The 15,762-nt window shown below is 62.3% G+C and carries 12 protein-coding genes; 7 read left to right on the top strand and 5 right to left on the bottom strand.

The window, feature by feature from the left end:
• Position 1: 1 nt before the first annotated feature.
• The 5 genes from EC919_RS21670 to EC919_RS21690 form a co-directional block, all read right to left on the bottom strand.
• Positions 2–928 carry a GGDEF domain-containing protein gene (locus EC919_RS21670; RefSeq protein WP_133776379.1) on the bottom strand — a complete coding sequence of 309 codons (927 nt, stop codon included), beginning with the start codon at positions 926–928 and terminating at the stop codon, positions 2–4.
• Positions 929–1,213: 285 nt separating this feature from the next.
• A complete protein-coding gene (locus tag EC919_RS21675) occupies positions 1,214–1,960 on the bottom strand; it encodes a YciK family oxidoreductase (protein WP_133776380.1) in 747 nt (248 codons plus the stop codon).
• A 57-nt stretch (positions 1,961–2,017) separates the two neighbouring features.
• Positions 2,018–2,689: an N-acetylmuramic acid 6-phosphate phosphatase MupP gene (gene mupP / locus EC919_RS21680; RefSeq protein ID WP_133776381.1), complete on the bottom strand. Its 672-nt coding sequence runs from the start codon at positions 2,687–2,689 to the stop codon at positions 2,018–2,020.
• A gap of 3 nt (positions 2,690–2,692) precedes the next feature.
• Complete coding sequence (ubiG, locus tag EC919_RS21685) at positions 2,693–3,391, bottom strand: bifunctional 2-polyprenyl-6-hydroxyphenol methylase/3-demethylubiquinol 3-O-methyltransferase UbiG (RefSeq protein ID WP_133776382.1); 699 nt, start codon at positions 3,389–3,391, stop codon at positions 2,693–2,695.
• A gap of 67 nt (positions 3,392–3,458) precedes the next feature.
• Positions 3,459–4,790, bottom strand: a complete 1,332-nt coding sequence (locus EC919_RS21690) for a TRZ/ATZ family hydrolase (RefSeq protein ID WP_133776383.1) — start codon at positions 4,788–4,790, stop codon at positions 3,459–3,461.
• Positions 4,791–4,954: 164 nt separating this feature from the next.
• Here EC919_RS21690 and mtnA point away from each other — a divergent pair, with 164 nt between their 5' ends.
• The 7 genes from mtnA to cmk all read left to right on the top strand — a co-directional run bounded on the left by mtnA (position 4,955) and on the right by cmk (position 15,675).
• Positions 4,955–6,031, top strand: a complete 1,077-nt coding sequence (mtnA, locus tag EC919_RS21695) for an S-methyl-5-thioribose-1-phosphate isomerase (RefSeq protein WP_133776384.1) — start codon at positions 4,955–4,957, stop codon at positions 6,029–6,031.
• Positions 6,032–6,336: 305 nt separating this feature from the next.
• Entirely contained in the window at positions 6,337–9,147 is a 2,811-nt protein-coding gene (gene gyrA / locus EC919_RS21700; RefSeq protein WP_133776385.1) for a DNA gyrase subunit A, read from the top strand.
• Positions 9,148–9,406: 259 nt separating this feature from the next.
• On the top strand, positions 9,407–10,492 hold the full coding sequence (gene serC / locus EC919_RS21705; protein WP_133776386.1) for a 3-phosphoserine/phosphohydroxythreonine transaminase: 1,086 nt from the start codon (positions 9,407–9,409) through the stop codon (positions 10,490–10,492).
• Positions 10,492–11,586: a prephenate dehydratase gene (pheA, locus tag EC919_RS21710; protein WP_133776387.1), complete on the top strand. Its 1,095-nt coding sequence runs from the start codon at positions 10,492–10,494 to the stop codon at positions 11,584–11,586. Before serC ends, pheA begins: the two co-directional genes overlap by 1 nt.
• 54 nt (positions 11,587–11,640) lie before the next feature.
• Complete coding sequence (gene hisC, locus EC919_RS21715) at positions 11,641–12,753, top strand: histidinol-phosphate transaminase (protein ID WP_133776388.1); 1,113 nt, start codon at positions 11,641–11,643, stop codon at positions 12,751–12,753.
• 28 nt (positions 12,754–12,781) lie between these two features.
• Positions 12,782–14,989, top strand: coding sequence for a bifunctional prephenate dehydrogenase/3-phosphoshikimate 1-carboxyvinyltransferase (locus tag EC919_RS21720; RefSeq protein ID WP_243842313.1), 2,208 nt, complete (start codon positions 12,782–12,784; stop codon positions 14,987–14,989).
• Positions 14,944–15,675, top strand: a complete 732-nt coding sequence (cmk, locus tag EC919_RS21725) for a (d)CMP kinase (RefSeq protein ID WP_166650601.1) — start codon at positions 14,944–14,946, stop codon at positions 15,673–15,675. The genes EC919_RS21720 and cmk overlap by 46 nt, the downstream gene beginning before the upstream one ends.
• Positions 15,676–15,762: the final 87 nt, after the last annotated feature.

The raw sequence follows: 15,762 nt of genomic DNA on the forward strand, positions 1-15,762 counted from the left end.
GTCAGCCCGCCATTTCCAGGCGGTTGCGGCCCTTGCGCTTGGCGGCGTACAGGGCCGTGTCGGCTCGGCGCAGCATGCTGTCGGACGATTCGCCCGGCAGCAGCGTCGAGCAACCGAGGCTCACCGTCAGGTCCACAGCCCGTCCCTTTACCGGATAAGTGAGTTGCAGTGCGGCATTGCGCAGGCGCTCGCCCACCAGGGCGGCTGACTCACGGCTGGTGTTGGTCAGCAGGATGAGAAACTCCTCACCACCAAACCTGAACACCTGATCGATGTTGCGCAGGCGATCCTTGACCACGTTGGTCACGGCCCGCAGCACTTCATCGCCCGTGGCGTGGCCGTGAGTGTCGTTGATGCCTTTGAAGTGGTCGATGTCGAGCATCAGCACCGACAGCGGTTGCTGCTGGCGGCGTGCGATCTCGAATTCGCGAATCAGTGATTGTTCCATGGCAATCCGGTTGCCGGCGCCGGTCAGCGGGTCACGCAGCGCACTCAGGCTGGCGTGGCGGTACAACAGCGCGTTACGGAGGGGATACAGCAGGCTCGACAGCAACGATTCAAGTTGCTCCAGCTCGTGCTCGGCAAAACGGTGGTCGCGCTGGAACGACAGCTCCCCCAGGTGCTCGCCTTCGTGGGTCATGCTGTACGTGGCGTTGTGCCGGGCGCGTTCACCCAGCTCCAGGCGCAGATCGGTAGGCAGGTGCTTGAAGCTGAGGGCATTCAGCGGAATGAGTTGCTGAACGCTCTGAAAAAGCATCGACAGGATCTTGTCCGCTTCGAGACTGGTCTGCAGTTGCAGATTGAGCTGACGCTTGAGCTGCTCGTAATCGAGGGCAGGGCGGACGAGGCTGGGCTGCGGCGCGAAACCATGGCGTTGCAGCCGGGCGCTGTCGAAGTCGATGGCATTGGTGGTGGTTGGAAAACTCATGGTTTCGCTCCTTCGCCTCTACGGGCTTGAAATGGAGAGAGCGAAACTCGTGCCAATTCGACTGCCTGCGTGAAAAGTGTTGTCAATCAATAAGTTGCGGCGGATTGTGACAGGCTTGATACTTTTCCGCGCCTTGGATTTGACTAACGTATCGATTCTGAAGGCATTCGGCTACAGAAGGTGGCGGGAAACTGCCGAGTGGAGGGTGTGCAACCCTATCTGATATTCAGCTGAGGGAGCGCGTTTGGGAGCGCTCCTTGTGGTTGGCCGAAGACGTGTCCCGGGTCAGCGGGTCTGGGCATCCAGTGCCTGTCCGTTGATGCCTTTGCTGTCCGGGCCCATCAAGTACAGATACACCGGCATGATCTCTTCCGGTGTCGGGTTGTTGGTCGGATCTTCCGCCGGGTACGCCTGGGCGCGCATGTCGGTGCGGGTTGCGCCCGGATTGATACTGTTGGCGCGCAGCGACCCAAGCCCGTCGATTTCATCGGCAAGGGTCTGCATCAGCCCTTCGGTGGCGAACTTGGACACGCCATAGGCGCCCCAGTACGCGCGGCCTTTGCGCCCGACGCTGCTGGAGGTGAAGGCGATGGACGCGTCACCCGACAGCTTGAGCAGCGGCAGCAGCGCGGTGGTCAGCATGAATGTCGCGTTGACGTTGACGTGCATCACTTGCATGAACTGCTCGCCGGTGAGCTGCTCGATCGGCGTGCGCGGGCCGATGATCGAGGCGTTGTGCAACACGCCATCGAGCCGGCCAAACTCCGCTTCGATCATCGCGGCGAGTTCGTCGTACTGACGGGGCAGGGCGGTCTCCAGATCGAACGGTATGACCACCGGCTGCGGGTGACCGGCGGCTTCGATCTCGTCATACAGCGCGCTCAGATTCGCTTCGGTCCGGCCCAGCAGCAAGACTGTCGCGCCATGGGCGGCGTAGGTTCTCGCGGCAGCGGCGCCAATGCCACGGCCGGCGCCGGTGACCAGAATCACCCGGTCCTTGAGCAGGTCGGGGCGGGCGGAGTAATTGAACATGGGGGCTCCTTTCTCTAAGTAAAGCGCTGGGTTATGCCGAGCTGCGCTGATGAGCGCTCAGCAGCTGCACAACGCATCATCCAGCACCCGGCGCAGCTCCAGAGGGTGATTCACCACCACGTCCGCGCCCCAGTGATCGGGGTTGTCCTGGGGATGGATGTAGCCATAGCGTACGGCGGCGGTTTTGGTGCCGGCGTCGCGACCGGATTCGATGTCACGCAGGTCATCGCCCACGAACAACACGCTGGCCGGGTCCAGATCGAGCATCTTGCAGGCCAGCAGCAGCGGCTCCGGATCGGGTTTGCTCCTGGTCACATGGTCCGGGCAGATCAGCACTGCGGAACGCTCCGACAAGCCCAGTTGCTCCATGATGGGTTGAGCGAAACGCACCGGTTTGTTCGTGACCACGCCCCAGATCAAGTTGGCTTTCTCGATGTCGGCGAGCAGCTCGGCCATGCCGTCGAACAGCGTGCTGTGCACCGCGCAATCGATCTGGTAGCGCTCCAGAAATTCGAGCCGCAGGGCTTCGAATTCCAGCGTCTCGGGGGACATGGCGAAGGCTGCTGAAACCATCGCCCTGGCACCGCCGGAGATCTCGTCGCGAATCAGTTTGTCGTCCACACGCGGGAAGCCGCGTTCGGCCAGCATCGCCTGGCAGATCGCAATGAAGTCCGGCGCGGTGTCGAGCAGCGTGCCGTCCATGTCGAAGAGAACTGCCCTCAGGCGCATGGCTCAGACTCCCCGCAGTGTCTGGATCATGTAATTGACGTCGACGTCGGACGCCAGCTTGTAATGCTTGGTCAGCGGGTTGTAGGTCAGGCCGGTGATGTCCTTGACCTGCAGCCCGGCGTCGCGGCTCCATGCGCCCAGCTCGGACGGGCGGATGAATTTCTTGAAGTCATGGGTGCCGCGCGGCAGCAGGTTCATGATGTATTCGGCGCCGATAATGGCGAACAGGTACGCCTTCGGGTTGCGGTTGATGGTGGAGAAGAACACCTGACCGCCCGGCTTGACCATCTGGTAGCAGGCGCGAATCACCGACGACGGGTCGGGCACGTGCTCCAGCATCTCCAGGCAGGTGACGACATCGAACTGCTCGGGCATTTCTTCGGCCAGCGCTTCGGCGGTGATCTGCCGATATTCCACATTCACGCCGGATTCGAGCTGGTGCAGTCGCGCCACGGCCAGCGGTGCTTCGCCCATGTCGATGCCGGTTACGGTGGCGCCGCGCAAGGCCATGGCCTCGCTCAGAATGCCGCCACCGCAGCCGACGTCGAGCACCTTTTTGCCGGCCAGATTCACGCGCTCGTCAATCCAGTTCACCCGCAGTGGGTTGATGTCGTGAAGCGGCTTGAATTCGCTGTTGCGATCCCACCAGCGATGGGCGAGGGCCTCGAATTTGGCGATTTCGGCGTGGTCGACGTTGCTCATGTGTGATCCTCTAAAACTTGAATTCGGTGTCCGGCCACGGTATCTGACCGTGGCGAAGCTGATTGGGTCAGGCTTTGTCTGCCGCGATGCGGTTGCCCCAGGCTTTGGCGGTTCGGGTCAGCGCTTCTTCGTCCATGCGGGTCAGGCGTTTGTCTTGCAGCAATGGCTTGCCGGCGACCCAGACGTGCGTCACGCAATCGCGACCCGTTGCATAAATAAGCTGTGACACCGGATCGTAGACCGGCTGTTGTGCAAGGCCCGACAGGTCGAACGCGACCATGTCGGCGGCCTTGCCGATTTGCAGCGAGCCGGTGTGATCGTCGATGCCCAGGGCGCGGGCGCCGTTCAGCGTGGCCATGCGCAGCGCACGGTGGGCGTCCAGCGCGGTGGCCGAGCCGGCAACGGCTTTGGCCAGCAGTGCGGCGGTGCGGGTTTCGCCGAGCAGGTCCAGATCGTTGTTACTGGCCGCGCCGTCGGTGCCGATCGCGACGTTGACCCCGGCCTGCCACAGGCGCTCGACCGGGCAGAAGCCGCTGGCCAGTTTCAGGTTGGATTCGGGGCAGTGAATGACGCTGGAGTTGCTTTCGACCAGCATCGCCAAGTCGTCATCGCTGATCTGGGTCATGTGCACCGCCTGAAAGCGCGGGCCCAGCAGGCCCAGGCGCTGCAGGCGCGCCAGGGGGCGCTCCTGGCGTTGCTGAACGGCCTCGTGCACTTCGAAGGCGGTTTCGTGAACGTGCATCTGGATCATCGCGTCCAGCTCATCGGCGATGACCCGGATCTTCTCCAGGTTCTCGTCGCTGACGGTGTAAGGCGCGTGGGGCCCCATGGCGATCTTGATACGGTCGTGGTGGGCCAGATCGTTGAACAGCTCGATGCCGATGTGCAGGGATTCGTCGCTGTTGCGCGCGCCGGGTATCGGGAAGTCCAGCACCGGCACGGTGATCTGTGCGCGAATGCCACTGTTGTGCACCCGCTCGCACGCCACCTTCGGGAAGAAATACATGTCGGAGAAGCAGGTGATGCCACCCTTCAACTGTTCGGCGATGGCCAGATCGGTGCCATCGCGGACGAAATCCTCATCGACCCATTTCGCCTCGGCCGGCCAGATATGATCCTGCAGCCAGGTCATCAGCGGAAGATCGTCGGCCAGCCCGCGGAACAGTGTCATCGCCGCATGGCCGTGGGCGTTGATCAGCCCGGGGCTGAGCAGCATGCCCGGCAATTCGCGCACGTCGAGGGCCGGCTGGCGCAGGGCCTCGGCACGCGGGCCGATGTAAACGATCAGGCCATCACGAATGCCGATACCGTGCTGTTGCAACACAACGCCGGCAGGTTCGACCGGTACCAGCCAGTCCGGCAGCAACAACAGGTCGAGCGGGGCAGCGGAATGGGGCATGGGGCGGGCATCCAATGGCTTATTACGGGGACGGCGAAGTATACCCGAGCGTCTTCGCAGGCGGCTCGCTATAATCGGCGGCTTTTTAAGGTGCTGGCGATTTGCTTCTTTGCACCGTAGCTGTAGCGGCAAGCTTTTCAAAAATTCATCAAGTGGGGTGTGCAATGCGCGATCGATTACTGGCTGCGGAGAAGGTAAAGGCCATCGATTGGCGGGACGGCACGTTGTATCTGCTGGATCAGCGGGTCTTGCCCTTCGAAGAAACCTGGCATCCCTACACCACCGCTGAAGGCGTGGCCGAGGCCATTCGCACGATGGTCGTTCGCGGCGCCCCGGCCATTGGTATCAGTGCGGCCTACGGCATCGTCCTGGCGGTCATTGATCGTCTGGCTGAAGGCGGCGACTGGCAAATGGCCCTGGAAGAAGATTTCGACCTGCTGGCCAATTCCCGGCCCACGGCGGTCAACCTGTTCTGGGCGCTGAACCGCATGCGCGAGCGCCTGTATCGCCTGAAGGAGCACGAAGATCCGCTGAAGGCCATGGAAGCCGAAGCCGTGGCGATTCACTTGAGCGACCGCGAAGCCAACCTGACCATGGCGCAACTGGGTGCCGAGCTGATCCGCAAGCACCAGGGTAATCTGCAGACCGTGCTGACCCACTGCAACACTGGCGCGCTGGCCACAGGTGGCTTCGGTACCGCCCTTGGTGTCATCCGCGCGGCGCACCTGGAAGGCATGATCGAGCGCGTCTACGCCGACGAAACCCGGCCCTGGCTGCAGGGCTCCCGTCTGACGGCGTGGGAACTGGTCAACGAAGGCATCCCGGTGACGCTGAACGCCGACTCTGCCGCCGCGCACCTGATGAAGACCAAAGGCATTACCTGGGTCATCGTCGGCGCCGACCGCATCACTGCCAACGGCGACGTCGCCAACAAAATCGGTACTTACCAGCTGGCGGTGGCGGCGATGCACCACGGTGTGCGCTTCATGGTAGTGGCGCCGAGCTCGACCATCGACATGAACCTCGCCAGTGGCGACGACATCCCCATCGAAGAGCGCGATGGCCGCGAATTGCTGGAAGTCGGCGGCAAGCGGGTGGGTGCCGACGTCGACGCCTTCAACCCTGTGTTCGATGTAACGCCCGCCGACCTCATCGACGCCATCGTCACCGAGAAGGGCATCGTCGAACGCCCCGACACGGCAAAAATGGCCCTGTTGATGTGCCGCAAACGCCTGCATTGATCACCCCGCAGTCGATAATGCCGTTCGTCGCCAAACGCTCTATCGGGCTCTGTGAGCGCTTCTCAGACGTCTGCTGGCGAAATGGCTTGTTCGCGGCACCTGCAAACACTTCGTGCCTGACGGCGATTGTGGTACCATCCGGCGGTTTCCAAAGGGGCGCATGGCGACCCTTATGACTGCGCACATTCATGGCATAACTCGCTGATTTGTCGTAAGTCGTTGCCTGACAATCGTCGGCAGCGGCAAGCCTTGTTCATCCCGGATGGCTGAGCGAGGTTTCACCAGAAAAAGGAATCAGGCTTCTCATGGGCGAACTGGCCAAAGAAATCCTCCCGGTCAATATCGAAGACGAGCTGAAGCAGTCCTACCTCGACTACGCGATGAGCGTCATCGTCGGACGAGCTCTGCCCGATGCGCGCGACGGCTTGAAGCCCGTGCACCGGCGGGTACTGTTCGCGATGAGCGAACTGGGTAACGACTGGAACAAGCCGTACAAGAAATCCGCCCGTGTGGTCGGTGACGTTATCGGTAAGTACCACCCGCATGGCGACACCGCGGTCTACGACACCATCGTTCGTATGGCCCAACCCTTTTCCCTGCGCTACCTGCTGGTAGACGGCCAGGGCAACTTCGGTTCGGTGGATGGCGACAACGCCGCCGCCATGCGATACACCGAAGTGCGCATGACCAAGCTGGCCCACGAGCTGCTGGCCGACCTGCACAAAGAAACCGTGGACTGGGTGCCGAACTACGACGGCACCGAACAGATCCCCGCGGTCATGCCGACCCGTATTCCCAACCTGCTGGTCAACGGCTCAAGCGGTATTGCCGTGGGCATGGCGACCAACATTCCGCCGCACAACCTCGGTGAAGTCATCGACGGCTGTCTGGCGCTCATCGACAACGGCGACCTCACCGTCGACGAGTTGATGCAGTACATCCCCGGCCCCGATTTCCCGACCGCCGCGATCATCAATGGTCGCGCCGGCATCGTCGAAGCCTACAAGACCGGCCGTGGCCGCATTTACATGCGCGCCCGCTCCATGGTCGAAGACATCGACAAGGTCGGTGGTCGCCAGCAGATCGTCATCACCGAACTGCCGTATCAGCTGAACAAGGCGCGTCTGATCGAGAAGATCGCCGAGCTGGTCAAAGAGAAGAAGCTTGAAGGCATCACCGAGCTGCGCGACGAGTCCGACAAGGACGGCATGCGCGTGGTCATCGAGCTGCGTCGCGGCGAAGTGCCCGAGGTCATCCTCAACAATCTCTACGCCCAGACCCAGCTGCAAAGCGTCTTTGGCATCAACATCGTTGCGCTGATCGACGGCCGCCCCCGCATCCTGAACCTCAAGGACCTGCTGGAAGCCTTCATTCGTCACCGTCGCGAAGTCGTTACCCGTCGCACCGTATTCGAACTGCGCAAAGCCCGCGAGCGGGGTCACATCCTCGAAGGTCAGGCCGTTGCCCTGTCGAACATCGACCCGGTCATCGCCCTCATCAAAGCCTCGCCGACCCCGGCCGAAGCCAAGGAAGGCCTGATCAGCACGCCTTGGGAATCCAGCGCCGTGGTGGAGATGGTCGAGCGCGCAGGCGCCGAATCGTCCCGCCCGGAAAACCTCGATCCTCAATACGGCATGCGTGACGGCAAGTATTTCCTGTCGCCGGAACAGGCTCAGGCCATCCTTGAGCTGCGCCTGCACCGCCTGACCGGTCTTGAGCACGAAAAGCTGCTGACCGAGTACCAGGAAATCCTGACTCAGATCGGCGAGTTGCTGCGCATCCTCAACAGCGCCACGCGCCTGATGGAAGTCATCCGCGAAGAGCTCGAGCTGATCCGCGCCGAATACGGCGATGTGCGTCGCACCGAGATCCTCGATGCACGCCTGGACCTGACCCTCGGCGACATGATCCCGGAAGAAGAGCGCGTCGTGACCATCTCCCACGGTGGCTACGCCAAGACTCAACCGCTTGCCGTCTATCAGGCCCAGCGTCGCGGCGGTAAAGGCAAATCGGCCACCGGTGTCAAGGATGAGGACTACATCGCTCACCTGCTGGTCGCCAACAGCCACACCACGCTGCTCATGTTCTCCAGCAAGGGCAAGGTGTACTGGCTCAAGACCTACGAGATCCCGGAAGCGTCCCGCGCTGCCCGTGGTCGTCCGCTGGTCAACCTGTTGCCGCTGAGCGAAGGCGAATACATCACCACCATGCTGCCGGTCGATCTCGAAGCCATGCGCAAGCGCGCTGACGAAGAAGAAGCCGAAGGCGTGGAAGCCGACGCCGAAGACCTCGAAAACAGCAACGAGACCGAAGAAGAGCGCAAGGCACGCATCAAGGCCGCCGACAAGAAGAAGGCCCCGTTCATCTTCATGTCGACCGCCAACGGTACCGTCAAGAAGACCCCGCTGGTGGCGTTCAGTCGTCAACGCAGCGTCGGCCTGATTGCGCTGGAGCTCGACGAAGGCGACATCCTGATTTCTGCAGCCGTCACCGATGGCGAACAGGAAATCATGCTGTTCTCCGACGGCGGCAAGGTCACCCGCTTCAAGGAATCCGAAGTACGCGCCATGGGCCGTACGGCTCGCGGTGTGCGCGGCATGCGTCTGCCGGAAGGGCAGAAGCTGATTTCCATGCTGATCCCGGAGCAGGGCAGTCAGATCCTCACCGCTTCCGAGCGTGGCTACGGCAAGCGCACCGCGATCACCGAGTTCCCTGAGTACAAACGTGGCGGTCAGGGCGTCATCGCCATGGTCAGCAACGAGCGTAACGGCCGTCTGGTCGGTGCGGTTCAGGTGCAGGAAGGCGAGGAAATCATGCTGATTTCCGACCAGGGCACGCTGGTGCGTACCCGTGTCGGCGAAGTATCGAGTCTGGGCCGTAACACTCAGGGCGTGACCCTGATCAAACTGGCCAAGGACGAGAAACTGGTCGGTCTGGAGCGCGTTCAGGAGCCATCCGAAGTCGAGGGCGAAGAGCTGGAAGGCGAAGCGTTCGAAGGCGAAACTCTCGAAGGTGAAGCAGGGGACGGCGACGTGATTGGCGCCGTCGACACCGACGAGTCCGCTGACGATGTGCAAGCGGATTCCGCGGCTGACGAAGAAGAGCCGCAGGAGTAAGGCTGAAAAGGGGGCTGGTGAGCCGGCCCCTTCCTTGGCATGAAGGGATAGATCTTGTCAGGCAGGCCGCTTTCGCGACCGTCGTAAACTCCGATTGCTCCTACAATCGATCTCGGTGACCGAGTGCATAACCGCTGTAGGAGCAATCGGAGGTAACGACGGTCGCGATGCGGTCCCCCTGACACAATGCAGTCCCTGTTCCGCACTTCCCCGCATTTCACCCGTTCCAAATTATTTCAGTGACACGACGAGAGTGGATATGAGCAAGCGAGCCTTTAACTTCTGCGCAGGTCCTGCCGCGCTCCCTGAAGCTGTTCTGCTGCGCGCCCAGGCCGAACTCCTGGACTGGCATGGCAAAGGCCTGTCCGTCATGGAAATGAGCCATCGCAGCGACGAGTTCGTCTCCATCGCCACCAAGGCGGAGCAGGACTTTCGCGATCTGCTGTCCGTCCCCTCACATTACAAAGTGTTGTTTCTTCAAGGTGGCGGCAGTCAGCAATTCGCTCAGGTTCCGTTGAACCTGCTGCCGGAAAACGGCACGGCCGACTACATCGACACCGGCATCTGGTCGCAGAAAGCCATTGAAGAAGCATCGCGCTACGGCAACATCAATGTCGCCGCCAGCGCAAAACCCGCCGACTACTTTGCCATTCCCGGTCAGAACGAGTGGAAGCTGTCGAAAGACGCGTCTTACGTTCACTACGTGCCCAACGAGACCATTGGCGGTCTGCAATTCAACTGGATTCCGGAAACCGGCGACGTGCCGCTGGTCGCCGACATGTCTTCGGACATTCTCTCGCGCCCTCTCGACGTCTCGCGTTTCGGCATGATCTTCGCGGGCGCCCAGAAGAACATCGGCCCGAGCGGCATTGTCGTGGCGATCATCCGCGAAGACCTGCTGGGTCGGGCGCGCTCCCTGTGCCCGACGATGCTCAACTACAAGGTCGCGGCCGACAACGGCTCGATGTACAACACGCCGCCAACGCTGGCCTGGTACCTGTCCGGTCTGGTCTTCGAATGGCTGAAAGAGCAGGGCGGCGTCGAAGCCATGGCCACGCGCAATGAACTCAAGCAGCGCACGCTGTACGACTTCATCGACGCCAGCGGCCTGTACAGCAACCCGATCAACCCGTCCGACCGCTCGTGGATGAATGTGCCGTTCCGTCTGGCCGATGATCGCCTGGACAAGCCGTTCCTCGCGGGTGCCGAAGCGCGCAACCTGCTCAACCTCAAGGGCCACCGCTCTGTCGGCGGCATGCGCGCCTCCATCTACAATGCCATCGACCTCAGTGCGGTCAACGCCCTGACCGCGTACATGGCAGAGTTCGAGAAGGAACACGGCTAATGTCTGAACAAGAGCTCAAGGCACTGCGGGTCCGCATAGACAGCCTGGACGAAAAGGTCCTGGAACTCATCAGCGAGCGCGCCCGCTGCGCCCAGGAAGTGGCGCGGGTGAAAATGGCCGACCTGCCGGCAGGCGAGGTTCCGGTGTTTTATCGCCCCGAGCGTGAAGCCGCCGTACTCAGGCGTGTCATGGAGCGTAACCGTGGCCCGTTGAGCAATGAAGAGATGGCGCGGCTGTTCCGCGAAATCATGTCCTCGTGCCTGGCGCTGGAGCAACCGCTGAAAGTCGCTTATCTCGGTCCTGAGGGCACGTTTACCCAGGCTGCCGCGCTGAAGCATTTCGGCCATGCGGTGATCAGCAAGCCCATGGCGGCGATCGACGAAGTGTTCCGTGAAGTGGCCGCCGGTGCGGTGAACTTCGGCGTGGTCCCGGTGGAAAACTCCACCGAAGGTGCGGTCAACCACACCCTGGACAGCTTCCTTGAGCATGACATGGTCATCTGCGGTGAAGTCGAGCTGCGCATTCACCATCATCTGCTGGTGGGTGAGAACACCAAGACCGACAGCATCAGCCGTATCTATTCCCACGCCCAGTCCCTGGCGCAATGCCGCAAGTGGCTGGACGCGCACTACCCGAACGTCGAGCGCGTCGCCGTTGCCAGCAACGCCGAAGCGGCCAAGCGGGTCAAGGGCGAGTGGAACTCGGCGGCGATCGCCGGTGACATGGCGGCGGGCCTTTATGGCCTGACGCGGATTGCCGAGAAGATCGAAGACCGTCCGGACAACTCCACGCGCTTCCTCATGATCGGCAATCAGGAAGTACCGCCGACCGGCGATGACAAGACGTCGATCATCGTATCGATGAGCAACAAGCCGGGCGCGCTGCATGAGCTGCTGGTGCCTTTCCACGAAAACGGCATCGACCTCACGCGCATCGAGACGCGCCCCTCGCGAAGCGGTAAATGGACCTACGTGTTCTTCATCGATTTCGTCGGCCACCACCGCGACCCGCTGATCAAGGCCGTTCTCGAGCAGATCAGCCAGGAAGCCGTGGCGCTCAAGGTGCTGGGTTCCTATCCGAAAGCAGTGCTTTGATCCTGCGTCCGGACTTGTAGCCCTACGGGTTTCACTGAAGAGGTAAAGCGGTACATGAGCGGCGACTTCCTCACGCTGGCACAGCCCGGCGTGCAAAAACTATCGCCTTACGTTCCCGGCAAACCGGTGGACGAACTGGCGCGTGAACTGGATATCGATCCGGCGCGCATCATCAAGCTGGCGAGCAATGAAAACCCCATGGGCGCCAGCCCCAAGGCGTTGCAGGCGATCAAAGACGCACTTGCGGAATTGACCCGCTACCCCGACGGCAACGGCTTTAAGCTCAAGCAACGGCTGTCGCGGGCCTGCGGCGTGCAGCCCGAGCAAGTGACGCTGGGCAACGGCTCCAACGACATTCTGGAAATCGTCGCCCGTGCCTATCTGGCGCCGGGGCTCAATGCGGTGTTCAGCGAGCACGCGTTCGCGATCTATCCGATCGTCACCCAGGCCGTAGGCGCCAACGCTCACGTCGCCAAGGCGAAGGAGTGGGGGCACGATCTGCCGGCCATGCTCGCCGCCATCGACAGCAACACCCGGGTCGTCTTTATCGCCAACCCGAACAATCCAACCGGGACCTGGTTCGGGCCGAACGCCCTGGCGGATTTTCTCGAGCAGGTGCCCAGGGACGTGCTGGTTGTGCTGGACGAGGCCTACATCGAATACGCCGAAGGTGTCGACTTGCCCGACGGGCTTGAGTTTCTGAGTGCTTACCCGAATCTGCTGGTGTCGCGGACCTTCTCCAAGGCCTATGGCCTGGCGTCGCTGCGCGTCGGTTATGCGTTGTCATCGCCGGTCGTGGCCGACGTACTGAACCGCGTGCGTCAGCCGTTCAACGTCAATAGCCTCGCGCTGGCCGCTGCCTGCGCCGCGCTGGACGACGTTGACTATGTCGCGCAGAGCCGTCGGCTCAATGAGGCCGGCATGCAGCAGCTGGAAGAAGGGTTGGGTCGGATGGGCCTGAGCTGGATTCCCTCCAAAGCCAACTTCATCGCCGTTGACCTGGGCCGCGAAGCCGCTTCGGTCTACGACGGCTTGTTGCGCGAAGGCGTGATCGTTCGCCCGATCGGCGGTTACGGCATGCCCGATCACCTGCGGGTGAGCATTGGTTTGCCGGCCGAGAACAGCCGTTTTCTCGAGGCGTTGAGCAAGGTTCTGGCGCGTGGTTGATGTCACGTCGCTGCAACCCGCTGCGCCTATGATCGGCCGCCTGGTGGTGGTCGGCCTCGGATTGATCGGAGGCTCGTTCGCCAAAGGCTTGAAGGAAAGTGGCCTGTGCCGCGAAGTTGTGGGCGTCGATCTCGACCCGCAATCGCGCACACTGGCCGTGGAACTGGGCGTGGTCGATCGCTGTGAAGACAATCTCGCTGCCGCCTGCGTGGGGGCTGACGTCATTCAGTTGGCTGTGCCGATCCTGGCCATGGAAAAGCTCCTCGGCGTCCTGGCGACACTGGACCTGGGTGATGCTGTGCTGACCGACGTCGGCAGCGCCAAAGGCAATGTGGTCCGTGCCGCGCGCGAAGCGTTCGGCGTGATGCCGGCGCGCTTCGTGCCCGGCCACCCGATTGCCGGCTCCGAGCAGAGCGGGGTGGAAGCCTCCAACGCCGAGCTGTTCAAGCGGCACAAAGTCATCCTCACGCCGCTGGCCGAAACCGATCCCTCGGCGCTGGCACTGGTCGACCGTCTCTGGGCGGTTTTGGGTGCGGACGTCGAGCACATGCAGGTCGAGCGCCACGATGAAGTGCTGGCGGCGACCAGTCATCTGCCGCACCTCCTGGCGTTCGGTCTGGTGGATTCCCTGGCCAAGCGCAACGAAAACCTCGACATCTTCCGTTATGCGGCGGGCGGCTTCCGCGACTTCACGCGCATCGCCGGCAGTGATCCGGTGATGTGGCATGACATCTTCCTGGCGAACCGCGAGGCAGTGCTGCGTACGCTCGACACCTTCCGTAGCGACCTGGATGCACTGCGCGACGCCGTGGATGCAGGCGATGGTCACCAATTGCTCGGCGTATTCACCCGGGCCCGGGTCGCCCGGGAGCATTTCGGCAAGATCCTCGCTCGTCGTGCGTACGTTGAAAAATCCTCAGGCGCCGACCTCAGCTTTATTGCCCAGCCGGGCGGCAGTGTCCGGGGGCAGGTTCGCGTGCCGGGTGACAAGTCGATTTCCCATCGGGCGATCATGCTCGGGTCCCTGGCGCAAGGCACCAGCATCGTCGAGGGTTTTCTCGAAAGTGAGGACGCGCTGGCGACGTTGCAAGCGTTCCGCGACATGGGCGTGGTCATCGAAGGGCCGCACCACGGTCGCCTGACCATTCATGGCGTTGGCCTCGACGGGCTTCAGCCGGCGCCGGGGCCGCTTTACCTGGGTAGCTCGGGCACATCGATGCGCCTGCTCTGTGGCCTGTTGGCCGCGCAGCGATTCGACAGCGTGCTGACCGGCGATGCCTCGCTGTCGCGGCGCTCGATGACCAGTGTCGTCGAGCCCTTGGGCCAGATGGGCGCCGTGATCGAAACTGCAGAAGACGGTCGGCCGCCGCTGTGCCTTCGCGGCGGGCAGAGTCTTCAGGCCATCCGCTACGACATGCCGTTGCCCAGCGCTCAGGTGAAATCCGCGCTGTTGCTCGCCGGTCTCTACGCAAATGGCACAACGATGGTGCATGAGTCAGCGCCGACCCGGGACCACACCGAGCGCATGCTGCAAGGCTTCGGTCATTCGGTGGCTGTTCATGACGGGACAGTGGCGCTGCAGTCAGGGCCTGTTCTCAAGGCTGCACGCATCGAAGTCCCCGCCGATATCTCCTTGGCAGCGTTCTTCCTGGTGGCTGCGTCCATCGCCGAGGGCTCCGATCTGATTCTCGAAGGCGTGGGTATCAACCCGACGCGCTCGGGCGTCATTCATATTCTTCGTCTGATGGGCGCGGACATCACGCTGCACAACCCACGCGATGCGGGCGGTGAGCCGGTGGCTGACCTGCACGTGCGCCATGCGCGCCTCAGGGGTATCGACCTCCCCCAGGCGCTGGTAGTGCTGGCGACCGACGAGTTTCCAGCGCTCTTCATTGCCGCCGCGTGCGCCGAAGGGCGGACGGTGATTCAGGGCGCTGGGGCGTTGCGCGCCAGGGAATCCGACCGCCTTCGCGCCATGGCCGATGGTCTGGCGACGCTCGGCATAAACGTTGAATCCACTGCAGATGGCATCATTATTGATGGTGGAACCGTCGGCGGCGGTCAAATCAATGCGCAGGGCGATCACCGCGTTGCCATGGCATTCAGTATCGCGTCGCTGCGTGCGGCCAGCCCCATCCACATCCGGGGCTGCGCCAATGTGGCGACTTCATTTCCCAGTTTCCTGACGCTATGTGCTCAGGTGGGTATTCGTGTAACGCAAGAGGGGCAATCGTGAAAGTTCAAGCTCCGGTCATTACGATCGACGGACCCAGCGGTTCCGGGAAGGGCACGGTGGCCGGCAAGTTGGCCAAACGTCTGGGCTGGTCCCTGCTGGATTCCGGCGCGCTGTATCGGTTGCTGGCCTTCGCGGCCGTCAACCATGGCGTCGACCTGACCAATGAAGAAGCATTGAAGCTGCTCGCTGCGCATCTGGACGTGCAGTTCATGGCAGCGACCGACGACCACGGTCAGCGAATCATCCTGGAAGGGGAGGACGTGACGTCGGCCATCCGCAACGAGCATGTCGGCAGTGGCGCGTCGCAAGTGGCGTCTTTGCCGGCTGTTCGCGAAGCATTGCTGCAGCGCCAGCGGGCGTTTCAGGAGTTTCCGGGCCTGATCGCCGACGGCCGCGACATGGGCACGGTGGTCTTTCCCGGCGCGCCATTGAAGATTTTTCTGACGGCCAGCGTCGACGAGCGTGCCCGTCGGCGATATTTGCAGTTGAAGGCCAAGGGGGACGATGTTAGTCTGCCGAGTCTGCTAGATGAGATCCGTGTCCGCGACGAGCGCGACACCCAGCGAGCGGTAGCCCCGCTCAAGCCGGCGCATGACGCCATTCAGCTGGATTCCACCGAATTGTCCATCGAGCAGGTGCTTGAACGCATCCTGAGTGAAGTCGCACTCCGCGATCTCGCCGGATGACCAGAAAGCCATGTGGGAGACCAGTCATAGTCCCGCAGGCTTTCTTTCATATGAACGAAACCCACGTTGTCTGGAGCGTGGCAGATG

The organism is Pseudomonas graminis (assembly GCF_004364335.1).
GTDB classification, from domain to species: Bacteria; Pseudomonadota; Gammaproteobacteria; order Pseudomonadales; family Pseudomonadaceae; genus Aquipseudomonas; species Aquipseudomonas graminis_D.

What these genes read in the sequence shown, in the direction of transcription:
- EC919_RS21675 (WP_133776380.1), bottom strand. Translation starts at nt 1,960, where the DNA reads ATGTTCAATTACTCCGCCCGCCCCGACCTGCTCAAGGACCGGGTGATT.
- mtnA (WP_133776384.1), top strand. Translation starts at nt 4,955, where the DNA reads ATGCGCGATCGATTACTGGCTGCGGAGAAGGTAAAGGCCATCGATTGG.
- hisC (WP_133776388.1), top strand. Translation starts at nt 11,641, where the DNA reads ATGAGCGGCGACTTCCTCACGCTGGCACAGCCCGGCGTGCAAAAACTA.
- gyrA (WP_133776385.1), top strand. Translation starts at nt 6,337, where the DNA reads ATGGGCGAACTGGCCAAAGAAATCCTCCCGGTCAATATCGAAGACGAG.
- serC (WP_133776386.1), top strand. Translation starts at nt 9,407, where the DNA reads ATGAGCAAGCGAGCCTTTAACTTCTGCGCAGGTCCTGCCGCGCTCCCT.
- pheA (WP_133776387.1), top strand. Translation starts at nt 10,492, where the DNA reads ATGTCTGAACAAGAGCTCAAGGCACTGCGGGTCCGCATAGACAGCCTG.
- EC919_RS21720 (WP_243842313.1), top strand. Translation starts at nt 12,782, where the DNA reads ATGATCGGCCGCCTGGTGGTGGTCGGCCTCGGATTGATCGGAGGCTCG.
- mupP (WP_133776381.1), bottom strand. Translation starts at nt 2,689, where the DNA reads ATGCGCCTGAGGGCAGTTCTCTTCGACATGGACGGCACGCTGCTCGAC.
- EC919_RS21670 (WP_133776379.1), bottom strand. Translation starts at nt 928, where the DNA reads ATGAGTTTTCCAACCACCACCAATGCCATCGACTTCGACAGCGCCCGG.
- ubiG (WP_133776382.1), bottom strand. Translation starts at nt 3,391, where the DNA reads ATGAGCAACGTCGACCACGCCGAAATCGCCAAATTCGAGGCCCTCGCC.
- EC919_RS21690 (WP_133776383.1), bottom strand. Translation starts at nt 4,790, where the DNA reads ATGCCCCATTCCGCTGCCCCGCTCGACCTGTTGTTGCTGCCGGACTGG.
- cmk (WP_166650601.1), top strand. Translation starts at nt 14,944, where the DNA reads ATGTGCTCAGGTGGGTATTCGTGTAACGCAAGAGGGGCAATCGTGAAA.